Annotated in this window: 19 protein-coding genes; 10 read left to right on the forward strand and 9 right to left on the reverse strand. The window is 47.8% G+C overall.

Annotation, left to right across the window (positions count from 1 at the left end; genetic code table 11):
- Positions 1-161: 161 nt before the first annotated feature.
- A complete protein-coding gene (locus ACY2RR_RS16405) occupies positions 162-773 on the forward strand; it encodes a TetR/AcrR family transcriptional regulator (protein WP_490109248.1) in 612 nt (203 codons plus the stop codon).
- A 23-nt stretch (positions 774-796) separates the two neighbouring features.
- Here the strand turns inward: ACY2RR_RS16405 and ACY2RR_RS16410 are convergent, their stop codons facing one another.
- Complete coding sequence (locus ACY2RR_RS16410; protein WP_490109249.1) at positions 797-2,512, reverse strand: sensor domain-containing diguanylate cyclase; 1,716 nt, start codon at positions 2,510-2,512, stop codon at positions 797-799.
- A gap of 144 nt (positions 2,513-2,656) precedes the next feature.
- Positions 2,657-3,562 carry an AraC family transcriptional regulator gene (locus ACY2RR_RS16415; RefSeq protein WP_490109250.1) on the reverse strand — a complete coding sequence of 302 codons (906 nt, stop codon included), beginning with the start codon at positions 3,560-3,562 and terminating at the stop codon, positions 2,657-2,659.
- Positions 3,563-3,769: 207 nt separating this feature from the next.
- Between ACY2RR_RS16415 and ACY2RR_RS16420 the strand changes: the two genes are divergently transcribed.
- Together ACY2RR_RS16420 and ACY2RR_RS16425 are read left to right on the forward strand one after the other, a co-directional pair.
- Entirely contained in the window at positions 3,770-4,918 is a 1,149-nt protein-coding gene (locus ACY2RR_RS16420; RefSeq protein WP_490109251.1) for an iron-containing alcohol dehydrogenase, read from the forward strand.
- A gap of 160 nt (positions 4,919-5,078) precedes the next feature.
- Positions 5,079-5,525, forward strand: coding sequence for a DUF411 domain-containing protein (locus ACY2RR_RS16425; RefSeq protein ID WP_490109252.1), 447 nt, complete (start codon positions 5,079-5,081; stop codon positions 5,523-5,525).
- Between the two features lie 101 nt (positions 5,526-5,626).
- Here ACY2RR_RS16425 and ACY2RR_RS16430 read toward each other — a convergent pair whose 3' ends face one another.
- From ACY2RR_RS16430 to ACY2RR_RS16440, 3 genes are all read right to left on the reverse strand, one after another.
- Positions 5,627-7,234: a BCCT family transporter gene (locus ACY2RR_RS16430; protein WP_490109253.1), complete on the reverse strand. Its 1,608-nt coding sequence runs from the start codon at positions 7,232-7,234 to the stop codon at positions 5,627-5,629.
- Positions 7,235-7,296: 62 nt separating this feature from the next.
- On the reverse strand, positions 7,297-8,427 hold the full coding sequence (locus tag ACY2RR_RS16435; RefSeq protein WP_490109254.1) for a mandelate racemase/muconate lactonizing enzyme family protein: 1,131 nt from the start codon (positions 8,425-8,427) through the stop codon (positions 7,297-7,299).
- Positions 8,428-8,516: 89 nt separating this feature from the next.
- Positions 8,517-9,872, reverse strand: coding sequence for an FAD-dependent oxidoreductase (locus tag ACY2RR_RS16440; RefSeq protein WP_490109255.1), 1,356 nt, complete (start codon positions 9,870-9,872; stop codon positions 8,517-8,519).
- Positions 9,873-10,044: 172 nt separating this feature from the next.
- Here ACY2RR_RS16440 and ACY2RR_RS16445 point away from each other — a divergent pair, with 172 nt between their 5' ends.
- From ACY2RR_RS16445 to ACY2RR_RS16465, 5 genes are all read left to right on the forward strand, one after another.
- Complete coding sequence (locus ACY2RR_RS16445) at positions 10,045-10,314, forward strand: CBU_0592 family membrane protein (RefSeq protein ID WP_490109256.1); 270 nt, start codon at positions 10,045-10,047, stop codon at positions 10,312-10,314.
- Between the two features lie 22 nt (positions 10,315-10,336).
- Complete coding sequence (locus ACY2RR_RS16450; protein ID WP_490109257.1) at positions 10,337-10,978, forward strand: GntR family transcriptional regulator; 642 nt, start codon at positions 10,337-10,339, stop codon at positions 10,976-10,978.
- Positions 10,979-11,043: 65 nt separating this feature from the next.
- Entirely contained in the window at positions 11,044-11,670 is a 627-nt protein-coding gene (locus ACY2RR_RS16455; protein ID WP_490109258.1) for a paraquat-inducible protein A, read from the forward strand.
- Complete coding sequence (locus ACY2RR_RS16460) at positions 11,667-12,269, forward strand: paraquat-inducible protein A (RefSeq protein ID WP_490109259.1); 603 nt, start codon at positions 11,667-11,669, stop codon at positions 12,267-12,269. The genes ACY2RR_RS16455 and ACY2RR_RS16460 overlap by 4 nt, the downstream gene beginning before the upstream one ends.
- A 2-nt stretch (positions 12,270-12,271) precedes the next feature.
- Positions 12,272-14,269: an MlaD family protein gene (locus tag ACY2RR_RS16465; protein ID WP_490109260.1), complete on the forward strand. Its 1,998-nt coding sequence runs from the start codon at positions 12,272-12,274 to the stop codon at positions 14,267-14,269.
- A gap of 161 nt (positions 14,270-14,430) precedes the next feature.
- Here ACY2RR_RS16465 and ACY2RR_RS16470 read toward each other — a convergent pair whose 3' ends face one another.
- Positions 14,431-15,969 (reverse strand): SGNH/GDSL hydrolase family protein, encoded by a 1,539-nt coding sequence (locus ACY2RR_RS16470; protein WP_490109261.1) that lies wholly within the window; start codon positions 15,967-15,969, stop codon positions 14,431-14,433.
- Between the two features lie 91 nt (positions 15,970-16,060).
- On the opposite strand from ACY2RR_RS16470, the gene ACY2RR_RS16475 reads away from it, so the two are divergent.
- A complete protein-coding gene (locus ACY2RR_RS16475; protein WP_490109262.1) occupies positions 16,061-16,351 on the forward strand; it encodes a hypothetical protein in 291 nt (96 codons plus the stop codon).
- Between the two features lie 58 nt (positions 16,352-16,409).
- On the forward strand, positions 16,410-16,994 hold the full coding sequence (locus tag ACY2RR_RS16480; RefSeq protein ID WP_490109263.1) for a hypothetical protein: 585 nt from the start codon (positions 16,410-16,412) through the stop codon (positions 16,992-16,994).
- A gap of 64 nt (positions 16,995-17,058) precedes the next feature.
- On the opposite strand, the gene hisC is transcribed toward ACY2RR_RS16480, so the two are convergent.
- The 3 genes from hisC to ACY2RR_RS16495 form a co-directional block, all read right to left on the reverse strand.
- Entirely contained in the window at positions 17,059-18,105 is a 1,047-nt protein-coding gene (gene hisC / locus ACY2RR_RS16485) for a histidinol-phosphate transaminase (protein ID WP_490109264.1), read from the reverse strand.
- Positions 18,106-18,210: 105 nt separating this feature from the next.
- Complete coding sequence (locus ACY2RR_RS16490; RefSeq protein WP_490109265.1) at positions 18,211-19,236, reverse strand: hypothetical protein; 1,026 nt, start codon at positions 19,234-19,236, stop codon at positions 18,211-18,213.
- The gene (locus ACY2RR_RS16495; RefSeq protein ID WP_490109266.1) at positions 19,233-19,754 is read right to left on the reverse strand and encodes a hypothetical protein; all 522 of its coding nucleotides are present in this window, start codon (positions 19,752-19,754) and stop codon (positions 19,233-19,235) included. Before ACY2RR_RS16495 ends, ACY2RR_RS16490 begins: the two co-directional genes overlap by 4 nt.
- Between the last annotated feature and the right edge of the window lie 2 nt (positions 19,755-19,756).

The following is a 19,756-nucleotide window of genomic DNA, read 5'->3' on the forward strand; positions in this document are numbered from 1 at the left end:
ATCTTCAAGATTAATTTGGACGATTAGGCTCTTCAGGGTTTGAGTCTGGGGGCAAACCCTGAAGCTAGCGGTATATCAGACGAGTGCTGTAATGCTTGAAATTGTGTAATGGCCGTCATTAAATGTGCGGCCAAATGCTTTGTTAATGAGTTTTGCATTACATGACAGAAAAGAGAAAGGTTGGGCGCCCCAGAGGTTTTGATATTGATACAGCCCTGGCTGCTGCTACCAATGTTTTCTGGGAGAAAGGCTATGACGGCGCTTCCATGAAAGATCTCACTGAAGCAATGGGTGTTAATAGCCCTAGCCTTTATGCAGTATTTGGAGATAAGAAAGGCCTCTACATCCAGGCTATTCAACGCTACATGACCAATGATTCTTGTGCTCCTATGGAAGCTTTTGAGTCTGAACCTGATATAGAAAACGCTGTGCAAGCTTTTATGAAAGCTGTACTGAATTACGCAACTCAGCAACCCGAAGGCCGGCAGGGCTGTTTTATGTCTAACTGTGTATCCACCAGTACAGGCACAGTTGAAGGAACGCAGGAGCTTTTGCGGGAAGCCATCTATTCAGCAGACCAAAGGCTGGCAGCACGCTTTGATGCAGAGAAAGAGAAAGGTCGTTTACCTGAAGGCTTTCCTTCTACTGAACGTGCAAAGCTAATGTTCGACTTACGACAAGGGTTCGTTTTAAGAGCCAGGGCAGGCATCAACAGGGAAGAGATGGAAGCTGATCTGGCGTTTCGCACCAAAATGATTCTGGCTTCAGTTTGAAGCCTATCAGGAATAGATATTATTTATTCTTCAAAGTCTGAAGTGGAACTGTCTTGCTCTTTAGAGGTCTGAACAATCATTCGATTACGGCCCTGTTCTTTGGCTTCATACAAGGCGTTGTCTGCTTCTTTCAGCAACATGTCGATGCTGTTATCTGCATGGGAACGAGCAGCAACTCCCATTGATATGGTGATGTTGCCCAGAGACTGGCCGTTAAACTGCATACCCTGCCCGGCAATTCGGGCAACCAGCATACTTCCCAGCTCTGCAGCTTTATCGAGATCAGTGTCTGGGCAGACAATGCAGATTTCTTCACCACCATAACGGCAAACAAGGTCGTTTTCTCTGGTCGCTTCTTTCAGCTCCATAGACACCTGCTTGAGAACATAGTCTCCAGCGTCATGACCAAAGGTGTCGTTGAAACGTTTGAAGTGGTCGAGGTCGATCATCATAACTGACAGCGCAGAAGCGTGATGATCCGCACTGTAGAATCTCTGCTCCAGCACATCCATCATATGTCGTCTGTTATACAGGCCGGTTAATGGATCACGGATAGCCTGCTGTCTTAAGTCTTCACGGAGTCTCATGTTCGCTAAAGCAAGGCCAATCTGTTCTGCCATAGCTTCTGCTTTGGAAGAACCTTCTTCAAGATCTTCCTGGTTATCGTAGTTAAGGTGAAGCACACCAAGAGTTTCACCTTGGGCAACAAGTGGAATACAGGCCTGGCATAAATCATGTTCGTGGGAGCTGTGTGCGCAGCGAATTTCCAGGCCGTCTTCAATGCTGTAATGGGTATGACCTTTAAGCAGAGACCAACATTCATTGGGTTCAAAGTGCTCACTGCCCTGCCACTGTTCGCCCCACTGGGTTAATAAATCCAGACGGTTTCTTGAAGACTTAATAAGAGTTATTGCGCCACCACGGCAACCCGGTAACAGATGAGCGGCGATTGGGTGAACAACATTGGCGGCACCATCAACCGTGGTACACGCAGACATAAGGCTTCCCAGCCGCTGCATAAGGCTGAGTTCATGGGTGCGTTCTTTAACCTCTCCTTCTAATGCCGCACGTTCAAGTGCTGACTGGTTGCTAAGCATCTTACTGAAGAAAATAGTAATGATAATAACGACAATAACACCCAGCAAACTGATGCCTGCCACCCATAACCAGATCCACAACATCTGCTGGCTAAGAATGTTTAATGGAAGAGCTGTGCGAACAATAAAGGAGTCTGTTTGGTTTGCTGTTGAACTATGCGCTTCGTCTTCTTCGTGCCCATGACCATGGCTATCGCTGGATTCTAGAAGGTCTACCTTCGTTGCGTAGTAGAGAAGGTCATAGCCTAAGGTTTTGCTGTATCGCTGCATCAAGCCGCTTTTATTGGCTAGAGCCTCGCGAATTTCAGGTTTCGCTATATGGTTTTCCATTTGCCCCAGGTTGCGTTTGGAAACTTTGGAGTCACCAATTACCACACCTTTCATATCGATGATCGTGACGTGAATGCCGGAGCTGCTGCCTACATCTGTGGCCAAAAGGTCAAAGTCCAAATGGTTGTCACCATGAAGCTCAATATCGTCCCGAAGAACTTTTGACGTGACTTCAGCAATTTGTTTCAGCTTGATCTGGTAGCTTTTAAGAAGAATGTCTTCGAAGTGAAATGTGAGCAAAGCCAGGCTGGCTGTTAGAACAACAGTCATTAAAATGGCGGGCATGGCCAAAACGCCTGACTTACGCAACATAAAGAACGTCCTGATTGCTTTAATGTTGTTTTTGTTGCTTCTGTGCTCCTTTTTCGCAGGCGCAGTTAACAGCAAAAAGTGCCTATAAGTATTGCAGGGGATTTGTGGCCAGGAGCGACAATCTTTTGAACAATATTCAGGGAGTTAAGCTGTTTTGGCCTGATAACCAATTTGAGAGGTTTTGCTGGGTGGTAACCCGAAGTAGCGTTTAAACTCCCGGCTGAACTGGGCGGCACTCTCATATCCAACCTCAAACGCGGCACTGTTGGCAGCCATGCCCTGATGTACGATCAGACTCTTTGCCTGAGTAAGGCGAACCTTCTTCAGATACTGGAGAGGGGAATCTTCAACGGTTTGTTTAAACGCCCGATGAAATGCTGAAACGCTCATGCCAGCATGCAGAGCCATCTCTTCAACGGTCAGCTTTTTCTCATAGTTACCCTGAATGTATTCCGTTACCTGAGAGATTCGCGAAATCACATGATCCTGCTGGCAAAGGGTAACAATAAGATGGCGAGCCGGGCTGGTCAGTAAGCGATAGTGCAGCTCTCTGTAGTAATGAGAGCCTAGTGCAGCCGCTTCTACTGGGGAGCTGAGTACAGAAAGAAGGTGAAACAGTGTTTGCTGAAACTTATCATCCTGCTCAATAACAGCAACGCCATTACCTACCGAACCACTGAAATAATCTGGCCCATGATGTTGTTTTAGCAGCTCTGAAAGTTCAGCAATAAGATCAGGGTTGAGATTAATAAACATGCCATAGAGAGGTTTCTTAGGGCTGGCAAATGTTTCGCACTCCATGGGCAGATTGCTTGCCACTATCAGACACTGGCCTGGGCCATAGGTGAACTTTTGTCCTCCGCAGAAGGCTTCTTTATGCCCCTGCATAGTGATGATCGCCCCTTTGCTATAAACCTTTGGTGTTCTGTATTGATGTTGGTTGGAACGGAAAAACTCAATTTCTTTTGTGCAGGATTCGGCAAAGTTATCTGCTTGTTCAGCGGTGTGCTTCTCACAAAGTTGACTGATTAATGAAACAACGGATTTCATGGTGCGATCATCATTTTAGGGAATATTTTCAGCGTGCAAGCTTGGCTGTTTGAAACAATAAATTAGGCAGAAACAGGCAAGAATTAAGTCTAAGTGAGCATTCGTTTTGTTAAGGGGCGACCATACAATACACACCACATATTGACCAGCAGACAAACAATGCTGGCAATGCATCGTGAATCGTTTGTTTTTCCATAGGCATACGCAATGCAATTCAGTTTTGAAAATACAACCCGCATTCATTTTGGTGAAGGTCAGATTGCAACACTCGCGAATGACATCCCAAAAGATAAGAAAATCCTGGTGACCTACGGTGGCGGTTCTATCAAAAAGAACGGCGTTTACGATCAGGTTGTAGCTGCTCTGGCAGAACACCAGTGGGGTGAGTTTGGCGGCATTGAAGCCAACCCTCAGTACGACACTCTGATGAAAGCTGTTGAGATGATCAAAGCCGATGGCTTTGATTACCTGCTGGCTGTTGGTGGTGGTTCAGTTGTAGACGGTACTAAATTCATTTCTGTAGCTGCCAAGTACGAAGGTGAAGATCCCTGGGATATTCTGGCGAAAGGCAAGGTTTCTGAAGGTGCAATGCCACTGTCTTGTGTTCTGACCCTGCCTGCCACCGGCTCCGAGTCAAACACTGCTGCTGTTGTTTCCCGCGGTAATGACAAACTGTTCTTCTACGACAACCGTGTTCGTCCTGAAGTTGCTGTACTTGATCCAAAAGTAACTCTGACTCTGTCTGAGCGTCAGGTTGCTAACGGTGTTGTTGATGCGTTCGTTCACGTACTGGAGCAGTATCTGACTTACCCAACAAATGCCAAGGTTCAGGATCGTTTCTGCGAAGGTCTGCTGCTGACTTTGAAAGAAGAAGGCCCTAAGGCGCTGGCAACTCCAGAAGATATGGAAGTGCGCAGCAACGTGATGTGGGCTGCCACCATGGCTCTGAATGGTCTGATCGGCGTTGGTGTTCCTCAGGATTGGGTTACTCACATGGTTGGTCATGAGCTGACTGGTTTCTTCGGTGTGGATCACGGCCGCAGCCTGAGTATTGTTCTGCCAGCGGTTATGAAAGTGCGCCGTGAACAGAAGAAAGGCAAGATCCTGCAGTTCGGTGAGCGTGTATTCAACATCACTGAAGGCAGCGATGATGAGCGTATCGATGCCACTATCGAAGCTACTGTTGCTTTCTTCAAGGAAATGAAAGTACCTGTATCTCTGGCTGATATTGAACAAGGCCCTGAAGCCGTTGAAACTGTACTTGAAAGCCTGAATGCTCACGGCCGTGAAGGCATGGGCGAACGTGGTGACATTGGTCAGACTGAGCTGCGCGCTATTCTGGAAGCTGCTCTGTAATTGTCTTAGCCCTCTGCTCACCTCCTGAGTAGGGGGCTGTTGACCTTCCCCCAAGAGTAAGGTTTAGGCTTTCTGATAAACAGCCATGAGCCGAAAGTTCCTTCACCAAAGCATGATATGCGTAGGGACTTTCGTGGTAAAAAAGCTAGAGGGAAAGCCTGTGAGTTCATTCAAGCCAGCCATAACAGCCAGCCTTATATTTTTACTTTCCTCATCCGGACATGCGGCAGAAGCATTGCCGGAAATTCAGGTTTATAAATCAGCTACCTGTGGCTGTTGTTCCAAGTGGGTTGAGCATCTGGAAGATGAAGGCTTTAAAGTCTCCAGTCACAACGTCACCAACCTTGGTGATTACAAACAGCAGGCGAATCTTCCCTACGGACTGGGTTCTTGTCATACGGCTTTTGTGGATGGTTATGCGGTAGAGGGCCATGTTCCCGCTGCAGATATAAAAGCGATGCTGAAAAATCGCCCGGAAATTGCAGGTTTAGCAGTTCCTGGAATGCCTATTGGTTCACCGGGGATGGAATATGGTGACAGGAAGGATGCCTACCAGACTTTAGGTTACACCCAAGGTGGAAAGGTAACGGTGTTTGCCTCCCATTAAAATCGTACCCCTTGAAATATAAAAAGCCGTGCATTTTTTAATAATGCACGGCCTTTCCCTTTATATAAGCCTATACGTTTACTTCTTTCGTGGTTATCTCCTTATGCGGCTTCTGCTGCATGAGCTGGCATTTGCTCTTCTTGGGATTCTACCGTTGCTTCCACCTTATGCATTTCCTTGATTTCCATTTCGGTCAAGTGACCATAATCCTGCTTCATGTAGCCGAAGGTTTTGTACAGCATGAAGCTTGTCATCAGCAGTAGTGGCAGAGCGAAAATCAAAATAGCTGATTGCATGGAGCTTACTGGAGCGTTTACGGAGATAAACACTGCAGGGATAGCGATAATTACCAGACACCAGAAAATCTTCAGAGCAGTAGCCGGGTTATTTTCCTTGTTCAGTTTTTTCTGAGTCTGACAGGCAACAGTGAACACAGAACCGTCCAGAGTGGTTACCAGCAACAGGAAGGTTGAAACGATAAACACTGCCAGAATCACAGAAGACAGCGGCAAAGTATTCAGGGACTGAACAATAGATTGGCTGGCTTGACCCTCAGATACCATCTGGCTGATGTTTACCTTGCCATCCAGTTGGGTTTTCATCATGAAAGAGCCAACAATGGAGAACAGTGCTGCGATACCGGCAGTACCACCACCAATCATGCACACGATAACCTCACGGATGGTGCGACCTTTGGATACTTTGGTCACAAACACACACATCAGTGGAATGAAGATCATCCAGTATGCCCAGAAGTAAGCTGTCCAGTTCTGTGGGAAACCAGCTTTATCAATGGCATCTGTGTACAGGCTCATTTTTACAAAGTTGGAAGCCCAGATTGCAATGGAAGAGCTGGTGTTTTCCAGAATGAACTGAGTTGGACCAAAGATCAGGATATACAGAGCCAGAGCAACGATGCAGTAGGTGCCGTAGCTGCTGATGTTCTGCATACCTTTTTCAATGCCCAGAAAAGAGCTGGAGATCAGTAGTGCTGCAACAATCGCAACCATGGCTAGTTTCAGCGTCAGAGTGTCGGCTACGCCAGTAAGCAGAGAAACTGCGGCTGAGAGAATAGGTACACCCAGAGCCAGTACGATAATCAGGCCGAACACCAGAGCGATTGGATACATGATGTCGATAACACGTGCCACAACGGAACCTGTGGTCTTGTTAGCGATCATGCTTTTCATGATATCGCTGATTTTCAGGGAACCGGTTTTGCGAATGTAGAACGCATACATAACAGGAATAGCGGTGATAGCGTAAATCGCCCAGGCAGTAATGCCCCAGTGATGCAGGCTGTAAGTCACCGCCCACTCGTGAGCCAGAGTACTGCCAGCTTCAATCGCAAAAGGTGGTGTGTTGATGTAGTAGGACCACTCCAGAAAGGCCCAGTACACGGTACCGGAACCAACACCTGCCAGAGCCATCATGGTGATGTAAGAAAAGGTTGAGAACTCAGGCTTCTCATTACCCATACGAATGTTGCCGTACTTGGATAAGCAAAAGAATGCCCCAATGAGCACAAGGCCAAAGGCGTACCAGAGAATTGGAGTTCCGAGGTTGCTGGCTATCAGAGTAAAGATGTCTCCAGCCATTTTGATGGCGGTGTCAGTTTTGGTAAGAAAGAAAACTGAAACTGCGGAAACGATAACCATAGATATGGCTATCGTGACCTTGTCGTAATTTCCAGATGTTTGGGTCGACATAAAATTCTCCTGCCGTATCTACTCTTCATCCCTGCAGAGCAGATACGAGACGTTTGTTGTATTTATTTTTCGATGGTGTAGCTCAAAATGGATGCGTCGCGTACAGCGGCCCAGTCCATTTCAACGCCGAGTCCGGCACCCTCCGGTGCATGGACAAATCCTTCTTTGTCGGTGCGGATTACGTTCTTCGCCCCGTACTCAAAGTTCTCGTAAGGGAAGGCCTGTTCGAAGTACACGCCATTGTTGTGAGCCAGAGCTACATGCAGATTGGCAGCCTGAGTAATGGTGTAACCCCAGGACTGGATTTCCAGGGGTTTGCCGTGGGCTTCTGCAATAGCAAAGCATTTGTTCAGAGGTGTGATACCACCGCAAACAGTTGCATCCTGTCGTACGTCAGACCACATATCGTTAGCCAGAGCGTGTTCAACTTCAGGCAGGGTTAGCAGGCAATTGCCATGGCTGGAGATTTCGATGTTGGTCTCTTTAACCAGCTTCTGGTAAGTCTTGAAGTCATAATCGGAGCAGGGAGCTTCGTACCAGTACCAGCCAAGTTCATCCAGCAGCTTGGCCATCTTCAAAGACTGTTCGCCGTTGTAGTACATGGCAGTGTCGAGCATGAACTCGATCCCACGACCTTTGAAATGTTCAGTCACGGCCTTTACCAGAGGAACATCTTTTTCGAACACACAATGGCAATGAAGTTTGACCGCTGTGAAACCTTCTTCTATACACTTCTCAATGAAATCGAAGTACTCCTCGTGAGAGTGGAAGAGAGGTGTAGACGCGTAAGAAAGCATCTTGTTGCGAGCGCCACCGAGCATCATATAAATGGGCATGCCAAACTTTTTGCCCTTGATGTCCCAGGCTGCGATATCGAAGGGGGATTTCGCAGTCAGACCACCCCAGGTGCAGCGGCCTTGCAGCCAGGTATGAAACTGTTCAGTCATCAGAGCGTTCTTGCCGATCATGCCGGGGGTTACGCTCTTCATAGCTTCCAGCACACACTTGTCGAAGTCTTCTTCTGTGTAGCTGATGGTTGCGCCAACGCCTTCCAGCCCATCTTCAGTGATCAGGCGGACAATGTTGTTGGTGTAGTAAAGCGGTTCTTGGTCGTCTGCCCAAGGCACGGGGTCGGCTTTACGGTCAGCAACGGCATACAACTCAATTCTTTTGATGATGCTTTCGTAGCTCATTATTTTTAACTCCAGTGTGTGCAGGGAGAAGTCCTGCTCCTGCTGTGAAGGGGGCGTGCAGCAGGTTCAGAAAATGGTCTTGGTAACGATCAGATAAGGCTGCCTGCGGCAACCATGCGGGTGCGAACCTCTTGTCCTTTCAGTTCTCGCAAGCTCTTGTTTTCTTTGAGGGAGAGGACACAGGCTTGGCCAGCGGCGTGCCCGTATTCAAAGGTTTGTGCTGTGACTCGTGCAGAAGCCAAAGCCTCGTGCTCGGCAGAAAGACAACGGCCGGCAACGATAATGTTTTCGCCTGTTCGGGGGATCAGTGTGCCGTAAGGTACGTCGTACCAGTCTTCCAGCAACCAGTGCAGCTTGGGCTTTGTGCCGGAGTGCAACTCGATAGGCCATGGGCTGCGGCAGATGCTGTCTTCGCGTTTACGACAATTCACAACATCTTCGTTGCTTAGTTTTTCAATACCTTCAATAGAGCGTGTCTGGCGAATGCCAACTTCTACGCTGGTATCCACAACGTAAGATTCTTCACAGCCAGGAACAAAGTTCTTCAGGAAGCGAGCGTATTCGCGCATCTGCTTGCGACCAAAGATTTCCGCTTCGGTAAAGTCCACAGGGTCAATAACATTGAGAACACGGCCGTCCTGACCAGCCAGACGGGTTGCGTTAACCATCAGTTCGCCGGGGCGGGTTGTTGGGAAAATCCAAATCTTGTGGCGGGGAAGGTCGTACTCGCCAGAAGCGTTCAGTTCAAGAATCTTGGCCGTCATATCAGCCGGGCAGATAGTGTCTTCGCCGTAGTAATCCAGATAGGTATCCATGTTCACGCCACCCAGGCGGAAGAACATGGTTGGGTTCTGGATAATGCCGTTATCGCCAAAGAAGTATTCGCCACCAGCGCGGGCTACAACGGCTGCATCACCGCTGGCATCAATAATGCGTTTGGCAAGAATTACGCTTTGGCCAGCATTAGATTCAACGACAACGCCTTTATATTCTTCACCGTCCATAACCACACCGATAACTGCGGTGTGGTAAAAAATCTCTACATCAGCATCCATCAGCAGTTCATCTGCTGCCTCTCGCCACATCAGAGGGTCGTGGGTTACGGTAAAAGTTTTTCCGTAACGCTGAGCTTCAGTTACACCGCCTTTCTCTTTCAGCTTCTGGCGAAACTCTTCGGTAAAGCCGAATACCACCTGTTCAGGTGCTTTTGTGTCGTCCTCGCTGCCGAGATACATGCCACAGATTGTTCCGGACATTCCGGCTACTGCTGACCCGCCACAAAAACCATATTTCTCTATCAGAGCTGTTTTCAGACCATTACGGCCACAGGTTGTAGCTGCTGCCACACCGGCTGAACCACCGCCCACGACCAGAACATCCAGCTCCCGTAAAACTGCGAGTCCGGAGTGATCGTTAACGCGGTTTTCTATTTTCCAGCCTTTCATGTGGCTACCTCTTAACTATAAAGCAACTGATATATCAATAATATTCAAATAATATTCATATTGCCTTTCAGCGGGCTTGATGTAAATCAAAAAAGGAGAAAGGAAGGCTGGTTAATGTTCCCGTGCCTTTTATGTGACAAACATTCAGAGTGAGTAAATAAGGGGGATAGGGATGAATCCCTATGATATTGTTGGGTTGGTAGGTGTCGGCGCCTATTTGCTGCCTTTTGTGTTGGTACAAATGAGAAAAATGGAAACCCGGGCGCTTTCGTATTCGGTTCTTAATCTCGTCGGGGCTGGTTGTTTTCTTATATCATTAACCAACAGTTTTAATCTGGCTTCTTGTGTAAACAGTATTATCTGGGTTGTTTTCAGTCTGGTTGGCGTTGCTCGTTACTTAAACGATCGTTATTCCAGAAACAGCTCAGAGTGCTGCAATTGATATTTGGTTATTTCAGAAATTTATGAATTTGGAACTATCGCTGACAGAATCAGCCAGTGAGAAGCTGGAAAGGATGATAATTTTTCAGGAGCTGGCTCCGGGAGCTATGTATTCTGAAAAAAAACTGGCTGAAGCTGTAGGCATGGGCAGAACACCGGTTCGTGAAGCTTTACAGAAGCTGGCCTGGGAGCAGATGGTAGTTATTCATCCTCGACGTGGTATTCAGATACCCGATGTCACTGTTGAGAATGAACTTAAACTGCTGGAGGTTCGTCAACCTCTGGAAGCCTTGTGTGCAAAGTTAGCCGCGGAGAGAGCAACGCCTGCTCAGAAAGAGAGAATGAAGGAGCTGGCGGCCGGGATTCAACAGTGTGCCACTGAACATGATGATGAACGCTTTCTTGATTACCTGCGGGGTTGCCATGAAGCTTTGGTGGAAGCTGCCCGCAATGAGTACATCAGCAAAGTTATGCGCCCTTTACAGGGGCCTTCAAGGATATTCTGGTTCCGGCACCGGGAAGTGAATACCGATCATCCCGCGCAATTGCATGCCAATATTATGAATAGTGTTGTGGCTGGTGATGCGGAAGAGGCCGATAATGCTTCTCATGCCCTTATCGAGTATCTCCGTAATTTTGCAATGACGCGCCTCTATACATCCTGATAACTCGCAGTATTTTCATGTCTTGCCTATAACTGACCGGAATTTATGGTTTTGCGGAAAACGCAATGTCACTGGTTTCAGTGAATGGCAAGACATTTCACGCCCACCTTTGCCCTGACTGCGATCAGCTGCTGAAAACAGTTGTTCCATCGTCCACGCAGCGACTTCGCTGCCCCCGCTGTGGCCATCTTATCCGTTATGGAACTGGATCATTAGCAACCTGTCGTGCACTGACTCTGGCCGGATTGATACTTTATATTCCAGCCAACCTCCTGCCTGTTCTTGAAATTACCATGTCAGGAGAAACCAGCAGTAATACGGTTTTTTCTGGTGCAGTGGCTCTTTGGCAACAGCAATTGTTTGCAGTATCTGTGTTGGTTTTTCTCTTCGCTATCCTCGCTCCATTCCTCAGACTGAGTGCCTTGTTTCTTGTCCTCTTACCCAAAGGAACACTGAAAGACAGTGGACTGTTGGTTATGCGATTTCACCATACCCTGCATGGTTGGGGGATGATGGATATCTTCCTGCTTGGTGCGCTGGTGGCAGTGGTAAAGATGCAGGACTTTGCCTCGGTTTCTGTGGGGACTGGAGCTTATTGCCTTGCGGCAATGATGCTTATGGAAATAAAGGCGTCCCATATTCTTCCCAAACAAAAGTTGTGGCGGCGGTTCAGCCCGGATGCCTTTCTATGAAGAAGTTACATCTCTGCCTGATTTGCGAACACACCTGTATAGAGCATTCAAAACAGAAGCGTTTGCGTTGCTCCCGTTGTGGCAGCGCTCTTTCCCATCGAAAGCCTTTTAGCCTTTCCCGCACCTGGGCTCTGCTGATCGCTGCCGCAGTTCTTTATATTCCGGCCAATCTGCTGCCAATCATGCAGGTTATCAGTCTTGGGAAAGGGGAAGCTGACACGATTATGTCTGGGGTTGTTGCCTTGGCCCGTAGCGGTATGGTTCCTATTGCTGCTTTGGTGTTTACAGCAAGTATTGTTGTGCCTCTTTTCAAAATAATGGGGTTGGCGATTCTTCTGCTGAATGTTCATGGTCTTCTGAATGGGAAGTTGCTCCGGTTATCCCGGCTTTACCGTTTTATTGAATGGATTGGTCGCTGGTCCATGCTCGATATTTTTATGATCTCCATTCTGGTGTCTCTGGTTCAGCTCAGGGTTCTTGAGATTCTTGCTGGTCCAGGGGCAACAGCCTTTGTTGCGGTGGTGATTCTTACAATGTTTGCCAGCCGCTCTTTCGATCTTCGTCTACTTTGGGATCGTCATCATCCAACGACGCAGTAGCGATGACTGAAAATCAGGAACAAGAGCCTCAGGAACCGATCGTTGAAGAAAAGCGCCGCCTGTCGCTCGTTTGGCTTATGCCTCTTGTTGCCCTGTGTGTTGCCGGATGGCTTGGATGGCAGGCGTGGCAGGAGAGGGGAGTAAAGATAACTCTGCAGTTTGATAACGGAACAGGAATTGTAGCTGGCAGAACCCATGTTCGTTATAACGGCTTGGAAGTTGGCAGGGTTGAAAGAGTTTCCATGCGACCAGATTTAAAAGGTGTTGAAGCCCGGGTCAGCATGAATAAAGAAGTCAGTCGCTGGCTTACGGAAAAAACAGAGTTCTGGCTGGTGAAACCGGAAATATCTCTGGCAGGAGTTTCTGGAATAGAAGCGTTGCTGTCGGGTAACTACATCACCTTCAAACCTGAAAAAGGCAAACCTGCACACCATTTTATTGCTCTGGATGATCCGCCACCTCTGGCGGAAGGAAAGGCCGGTTTACACATTACTTTGAGTGCGCCTGATGGTGGGTCACTTATTGCGGGTAGCCCTGTGTATTCAAGACATATTCATGTTGGTGAAGTGGAGCGGGTTATTCTGAAAGAGAATGGGAAATTTGTTCAGGTAGATATCTTTATTGAGCCGGATTACGAGCATCTGGTGCATAAAAATACCCGTTTCTGGAATGTCAGTGGTTTTCACGTCAGTGGTTCTATATCCAATCTGCATGTACAAACGGATTCACTGCTTTCCATTTTGAAAGGTGGAATTGCGTTCAGCACTCCGGAGTGGGAAGACCCTCAGGATCAGGCCATACAGAAAGAACAATTCCCTCTCTATTCCGACTATGAAGCGGCACGCTCAGGAGTGCCTATTACTATCGAATTCCCTCTCAGCGCACACATTGTTCAAGAGGGGGCGCGCATTATGTTTCACGGTGTGGAAGCTGGAGTTATTAAGTCTTATGACTTTAAAGAAGATCTCAGTGGCTTTTCTGTGGTGGCGTCTATGGACCCTCAGGCAACGCCGGCTCTTGTTGAGGGTGCCAAGTTCTGGCTTGTGGAACCACATATCACTCCACAAGGCGTAGAGGGGTTGGAAACGTTGCTGTCTGGTCGTTATATCGCCATGGATATTACCGACAAAGCCATTAAACGAGGGAAAACAAAGCGTTTATTCCACGGCTCATTACGCAAGCCTCCCCCCGGGCCAGAGGTTCCGGGTTTGCACTTGCAGCTGACAACTAATGATATTGAAAGTATTTCGGAAGGCAGTGTTGTATGGATGCGAGGAGTGAGTATTGGTTCAGTTGAATCTGTTGAGCTGCAAAGCTCGGGAGTGAACCTTTCTGTTTTGATTGAACCGCAATATGCCCATTTAATTCGTACTGGGGTTCGGTTTTGGAAAATAGCGGGTGTATCTGTCAGTGGTGGGCTTTCTGGTTTTAAAGTTCAAAGCAGACCTTTGGGGGCAATGATCTCCGGAGGTTTAACCTGTGAAGTTCCTGATAACAGTGCACCACAAGTGAAAAGTGGTGAGCGGTTTTCTTTGTACTCCAACAGAGAGCAGGCTTTTCAGAAGGGCAGGCATTTCACACTTGTTGCCGCAAATAAGAAATCTGTGAGTATGGGAACAGCTGTTCTTTATCATGGTGAAAAGGTTGGGGAGGTCCATGGTGTAAAACTGGGAAACCCGGCCGATAGAGTCGAGATTGATATTATTCTTCATTCCCCATACGAAGCTCTGGTGACTGAGAGCAGCCGATTCTGGAGTGTTAGTGGGCTTGATGTGCATTTCAGCGCCTTCAGGGGAATAGAGATTCAAACCCCATCCTTAGAAAGTATGATTCGTGGAGGAATTGCCTTTGCCACCCCCAAAGTGGCTGAACCAGCTTCAGAATATTCCAGCTTTATTCTGCATGGAGCTCCAAAAGAGGAGTGGGGGCACTGGAATCCGCCAATTTATTTAGATGATGATGTTGAGGCTAAAGGTACTGAAAAGGTGGCCGATAAATAGCTTTCCCTTTAACGATAAAAGAAAAAACAAAGATGACGACACCAAAAAATGATACCAGTAAAGAAAGAGGACGGAGCTCTTTCCTTTCTTTCGGGAGCCTGAGACGCAAGCTTACTGATAAGAAAAGCCCCTCTTACCAGAGCAGAAAGAACGCCTGACAGTTATTTACACTGGTAACCTTGAGCAGCCAGAAGTTCACACACCAGCTCAGCCACCATTCTGTGCCCTCGCGACGTTAAGTTGAAATTATCATAAAACAAACGCTTCTCTGGCTCGTTGCAGCGGGCCACTGTTTTACCAATAAACCGGTACGCAGCTTTCAGGGACGAGGCATCCTGAGTGATAGGGTCGGTAAAAACGGTTTGTTGAGAGAGTCTGGGAACATGAACCAATGTGTAGTCATGCAAATTGATACTTGGGTTATCAGCAGAGTGCAGGCAGGGATCAAGGGAAAGTTCTAACTCACACGTTTTTCTGGAAATGCTTCCGGTGTCCGAGAGGGTAATAAATCGTGTGTTCGGGTGAGCAGCTTTCATTTCTTCAATCATGTTTCCAAGCTGGTAGTTATGGCGATCAACCAGAGCTTGAATCTTGTACTTCTTCTCGGCTGGTAGCTGGGCTATGCCTGGAAGAATCAATGGGGACAACTGGTTGATAAGGAAATGTTTCGCACCATCTCTTTCAACCAGAGTACTGATACTCTCCTTCAGCGCGAGAATAACCTCTTCTGGGTTTGCCTCATCAATCACGTAATCATCGGAGCCATAGGCAATCACATACAGCGTGGTCTCAGGGTCTCTGACTCCTGCATACCTGTTCCTGTTGCCGTAGTCTTCCACCATGTATTCAAAGCTTGGCGGAACTCCATTCTTTAACAGATTTTCGAAGCGGACTTTCCCTGAATCACTCATATTGCCTGTCGCTTTGGCCCAGAAGCCTTGCTGTTCACTTTGGGCGCCATCTTTATTGAACAACGCATTGGCCATACCAAGGCCAATATCCATATAACCTAACCAACTTTTAAAAGAGAGCATGTCTTCTTCTGAAAGGCGCTGGCGAATATGACTACCGGCATAGGCAAGGCTTATGAACTGGGATGGTTCATCAGGGTTCATTCCCATTCTGTGAGCCAGCACTTCTACCCACACTCGCGGGCCATTGGTGAACCTTCCTCCCTGATTGTAGAGTTGCCCCGGCGGAAGAACTGGCAAGCCAACGTTCGGGTAAAGCCAGAGAATTGCTTTTAAGAGCAACTCATTTCTATCCACAACATAATCCAGAGGACGGCCCAGAAAATGTCCTATACCTGTTTGGTAGAGAACAAGGGAAAGTGTGGAAACTGGAATAAGGCGAGATAAGGTTCCGTAATCTTTGAGGACAGGGATTTTGTCCAGAAATTTGTCCCAACCTGCAGCATAAGCCCCAGTCCCCAGAATAAGGGAAATCGCAGCAGAGGAACCCATGTCTATTACATCAGGGCCGTGATACCGAATATCCTCTCTTAGCCGGGAAGGTTTTTTGCGGCCTGCCAGTTCGTCAAACAGTTCCCGCGTATTGCCTGTATCACTGTGAGCATTCCCAAAAACCACCATGTGTTTGATTGTTATCGGAGTCTCGTCTGCCCGCAGACTGCAGACATGGAGAAGAATAAAAATGGAAATCGCAGAGAAGAACTGCCTGAACACTTTTGTTCTGCACATGGCGCAAACCCCGGATCTGAACCGCAGGAGCTTATGCCAACAATCACTATGCCGCTATTCTGAATAGAGAGTTCATGGAAGAGTTAAACAAATGCGGATACTTAAGCGTTGCCCTTCGTGCCGTGGTGATGCGGAGATTATCGAATTTCCGGTTTCTGATGATGTTCTGTGGCAGGTGAACTGCAGGCATTGCGGTTTGGCAACGGAGCTGGACGATGATCGTGGCATAACTATCCAGCATTGGAACCGGCGAGATCAGGAGGAACGTATGCGATCCCTGATCACTATATTGGTTGTTCTTATTCCTGCGGGCATGGTCATTATGTTTTTTCTCGGGCTTTTCTTCGGAGGTGTTCTTCTGGGGGAAGAACTGCAGATCTAAACAGTTTGCACTACTTTCTTAGCTTGTTCCCCAGAGTTGTAACTTGGAGAGCCCGGCTATGTTGACCCTGTGTGAAGCCCTTCTGCGTAAGCACAAATGTTATTGCCGCCATCTGCGCTCACTGCTTTCTCTGAGTCTTATCTTTTTCTTGTCGTCATGGGCCAGTGCTGAATCAGCGGGTTGTAGCGAATTGAACCTCATACTTGAAAGCAGCAAGAATAATTTCAAGGACCATCGCACAGGCCCCCAGTTTTTTAACCAGCTCACCATCTGGAATACCGATCTGAATCGTCCCGGGCAGGAGTGTCAGATATGGCAGTGGGGAGCAGGGAACTACAGTTATGTCTGCACGCGAAGTTTTCCGATAAAGGAAGCCGGGAAAAACTTCACTCGTGAAGTCGCTAACAAACTGAAGAACTGTTTTTCAACAGAGCTCGATATAACAGATCAATCCCACCTGATAGAGGATGGTGTTTACACCCGTGTTCGCTCCAAAACAGACAAGCGAAGAATTGATATGTTCCTCACCAAAAACAGCGGGTTGTTCAGGGATTCATGGACTTTCTATTTTATGGTGACCGGAGCGAGTGGTTATCCACTGAAATCACTGGAAGACGGACTTAAGAAAAAAGAAGGGAAATAAAGTAGTTGGTCTTTTGCTCTCCTGAACTTTCTGAAAGTAAGGTTCAGGAGAGCAAACTGGATACTTAAGTCGCTAGAACCTTGATAAGACGTTCGGTTTGCTCCCGTGTGCCTATGGTTATTCTTAAACCTTTTCTGCCTTCACCGTCGTTTTTGGGGCGAACAAGAATCCCTGCATCTATAAGAGCTTTGTTCATCTCATCAGGATTGTCCGGGAACACCCAGATGTAATTGGCGCTGCTGGGCCAGTAGTCCAGGTTATTTTCGTCTAGCCACTTTTCCAGTAAAGGCTTGGATTCGTTCATAACCTCTTTGACGTAGTTTTTTGTGTATTCGGGATGGTCGAGGGCTGCCTGTGCAGCAACCACTGCCAGCTGGTTGACATCGTAAGGGCCACGAACACTGAGAAGTGGAAGAATGTTGTTGGCCGAAGACAGGACATAGCCAAAGCGGATAGACGGCAGTCCCCATGTTTTTGAGAATGTTCTGGTGATAACAATATTTGGGTATTGTTCCAGCACATCCGCAACGGAGAGTTGCGTGTATTCGTAATAGCACTCATCAACCAGAATTGTGCAGTCCGGTGCTACAGCCGCGATGCGCAGAATGTCATCTTTCGGCACAGCTGTTCCGCAGGGGTTGTTAGGGTTCGCAATAACTATCAGTTTTGTTTTATCACTGATGCTGGCAAGAACATCTTCTACCGGGAAGCCATTTTCTTTTGAGTAGGCCGGTTCGATAATTTTCAGGTTTTCAATACGTGCGCACTGGTGATACATGGCAAAAGTGGGGCCGGGAATAATTGCTTCATCACCTGGGTTACAGGAAGCCCGAATAATGAGGTCAATTCCCTGATCAGAACCATTGGTGATCATGACCTGCTCTTTATTCACACCACAGTAGCTGGCAAGCCGCTCGGTAATATCGCCATAACTTGGGTAAGTTTGCATGCAGCCACTGTGGATGTAATTGGTTAAGGCATCCAGAACCGGTTTGCTGACGGGCAGGGTTCGCTCATTGAAATCCAGTAAAAGGTGGCTTTTGGGGCTGCGGCCTTCCAAAGGTGGTTTGTACGCGCCCATCTGGCGGATGTGTGCCTTGAAAATGCTCATACAGCAGCCCTTTGTACAGATTTATTAATTGGGAGTTATAACTTTTCTGGGAATAGTATGCAGCGGTGGGCGGCTTTACCAGCCCGCCACACCCTGAGCGACTATTTATTCTTCGCCGGACTCTTCATCTTGTGTACTGGAGGGGACACTATGAACGCTGCTGTTGTCATCATCACTGGAGGTGCTGGCATTACTGTCATGTCGCCCATGATCAATATTACTGGCATGGCTTTCTGCCCGGCGAAGGCGCTTCGAATGTTTCAGAATATCTTCTTCATCAGCATTAATTCGCAATTCCAGTTGGGGCCCTTTCTTTTTGGGTTTCTTTTTCGACTTCTTTTTGGCTGGTGTGCTGAGATCGCCAGGATCCTTGTATTTACTGCGGTCAGGCTCTCCTCGGGAGAAGGTGAAGTCTATTCCACTGCTTGATGTTTTATGGGAGAAAGCACTAATGAGCATTTGAATGTAATGTTGCTCATAGTCAAAGAGCTCACCTTTAGCATGACTGGCCGTTCGACCATGCTCAAACATCTTATCTCTGTAAATAACATACTGATCGCGAAGATCATCCTCTGAAGTCTCTTTATCCAGACGAGTGTATAGGTTGGTACAGCCATCTCTTAAGAATTTGTAACCGTCAGCTACGTGATCCTCTCCTACACCACCTTCTCCGGCCAACCTGGGAATTAGCTGGACAACCTTTGAGCTGTTGCGCATGCGAATCTTAATAACAATCTGCAGCTTGTTTGCCAGAACGTCTGCTTCTTCAGGTGTCATGGAGGCAAGCTCCATTGATATGCCCAGTTGATCTCTGAACCATAACTTGGACATGACCCCAGTCAGCTTTTTCTTAGCGTCTTCGAACTGTGCTTCAGCTTCAGTTTTTGGTTGGGGTGTTGGTGTTCCTGTTGAAGGAGTTGTTTTTCGATTGTTTACATCTGTACTGTTTGATGACGGTGGAGGGTTTCCCTTGCCCTCGCCACCCACTGAATGGCTGGCAGAAGGTGTGGACTTTGTGACCTTCCTGCGGAGAGGGGATTTAGAAGAACCCTCTCCCTGGTCGTTATTAACCGGAGGATTTGAGACGCTTGTTGGGCCGGCGCCTCCAACCCTGCCTCCTGGTGCGCTCATGGTGCCTCCTGGCGAGTGAAATCGCTGATTGAGTAGTTATCAACGTTGCCCGCCAGAGGGAGAACAAAGCCCTTTTCAGCAACGGCACCCTTATAAACTGTACGCAGCTTCAGAACAGGCTTGCGGCCCTGAAGAGCTATGTAGGTGAGAACATGAAGATCTGAATCTGGAGTAATGGTCAGAACCGGGTCGGTCAGATTCCGTCCGGGAACCAGAAGAACAGCGCCTTTGCTTCTGGATTCTGCATAAATGCCGTCGGCCCGGTTGCTGAGGGGAACGAGAGTTCGGTCGGTTTGCTGGAGCTCTATATCCTGATTCTGCTCCAGAACCTTATCACTGGTAACCGCCGTCAGGCTGATAGTGGCTATACGGCGTTCGCCCTTAAGAGTGCGGTAAATGACTGTTGCCTGCAGATCTTCGTCAGAAGCTGGTGGCCAGGTTGGAAATCGCAGGCAACCGCTGACAAAAAGAGCTATCAGTACCGTTGCAATAAACGTTCGAGCGGAAAAATAGTGCATTC

The sequence above is a fragment of the Parendozoicomonas sp. 2304DJ65-17 genome (genome assembly GCF_058148445.1).

Bases quoted from the DNA above. Each gene is read 5' to 3' on its own strand.
- ACY2RR_RS16460 (WP_490109259.1), top strand. From the start codon at position 11,667: ATGAAGAAGTTACATCTCTGCCTGATTTGCGAACACACCTGTATAGAG.
- ACY2RR_RS16480 (WP_490109263.1), top strand. From the start codon at position 16,410: ATGTTGACCCTGTGTGAAGCCCTTCTGCGTAAGCACAAATGTTATTGC.
- ACY2RR_RS16430 (WP_490109253.1), bottom strand. From the start codon at position 7,234: ATGTCGACCCAAACATCTGGAAATTACGACAAGGTCACGATAGCCATA.
- ACY2RR_RS16490 (WP_490109265.1), bottom strand. From the start codon at position 19,236: ATGAGCGCACCAGGAGGCAGGGTTGGAGGCGCCGGCCCAACAAGCGTC.
- ACY2RR_RS16445 (WP_490109256.1), top strand. From the start codon at position 10,045: ATGAATCCCTATGATATTGTTGGGTTGGTAGGTGTCGGCGCCTATTTG.
- ACY2RR_RS16495 (WP_490109266.1), bottom strand. From the start codon at position 19,754: ATGCACTATTTTTCCGCTCGAACGTTTATTGCAACGGTACTGATAGCT.
- ACY2RR_RS16405 (WP_490109248.1), top strand. From the start codon at position 162: ATGACAGAAAAGAGAAAGGTTGGGCGCCCCAGAGGTTTTGATATTGAT.
- ACY2RR_RS16420 (WP_490109251.1), top strand. From the start codon at position 3,770: ATGCAATTCAGTTTTGAAAATACAACCCGCATTCATTTTGGTGAAGGT.
- ACY2RR_RS16440 (WP_490109255.1), bottom strand. From the start codon at position 9,872: ATGAAAGGCTGGAAAATAGAAAACCGCGTTAACGATCACTCCGGACTC.
- ACY2RR_RS16435 (WP_490109254.1), bottom strand. From the start codon at position 8,427: ATGAGCTACGAAAGCATCATCAAAAGAATTGAGTTGTATGCCGTTGCT.
- ACY2RR_RS16455 (WP_490109258.1), top strand. From the start codon at position 11,044: ATGTCACTGGTTTCAGTGAATGGCAAGACATTTCACGCCCACCTTTGC.
- ACY2RR_RS16475 (WP_490109262.1), top strand. From the start codon at position 16,061: ATGCGGATACTTAAGCGTTGCCCTTCGTGCCGTGGTGATGCGGAGATT.
- ACY2RR_RS16450 (WP_490109257.1), top strand. From the start codon at position 10,337: ATGAATTTGGAACTATCGCTGACAGAATCAGCCAGTGAGAAGCTGGAA.
- ACY2RR_RS16470 (WP_490109261.1), bottom strand. From the start codon at position 15,969: ATGTGCAGAACAAAAGTGTTCAGGCAGTTCTTCTCTGCGATTTCCATT.
- hisC (WP_490109264.1), bottom strand. From the start codon at position 18,105: ATGAGCATTTTCAAGGCACACATCCGCCAGATGGGCGCGTACAAACCA.
- ACY2RR_RS16465 (WP_490109260.1), top strand. From the start codon at position 12,272: ATGACTGAAAATCAGGAACAAGAGCCTCAGGAACCGATCGTTGAAGAA.
- ACY2RR_RS16410 (WP_490109249.1), bottom strand. From the start codon at position 2,512: ATGTTGCGTAAGTCAGGCGTTTTGGCCATGCCCGCCATTTTAATGACT.
- ACY2RR_RS16415 (WP_490109250.1), bottom strand. From the start codon at position 3,562: ATGAAATCCGTTGTTTCATTAATCAGTCAACTTTGTGAGAAGCACACC.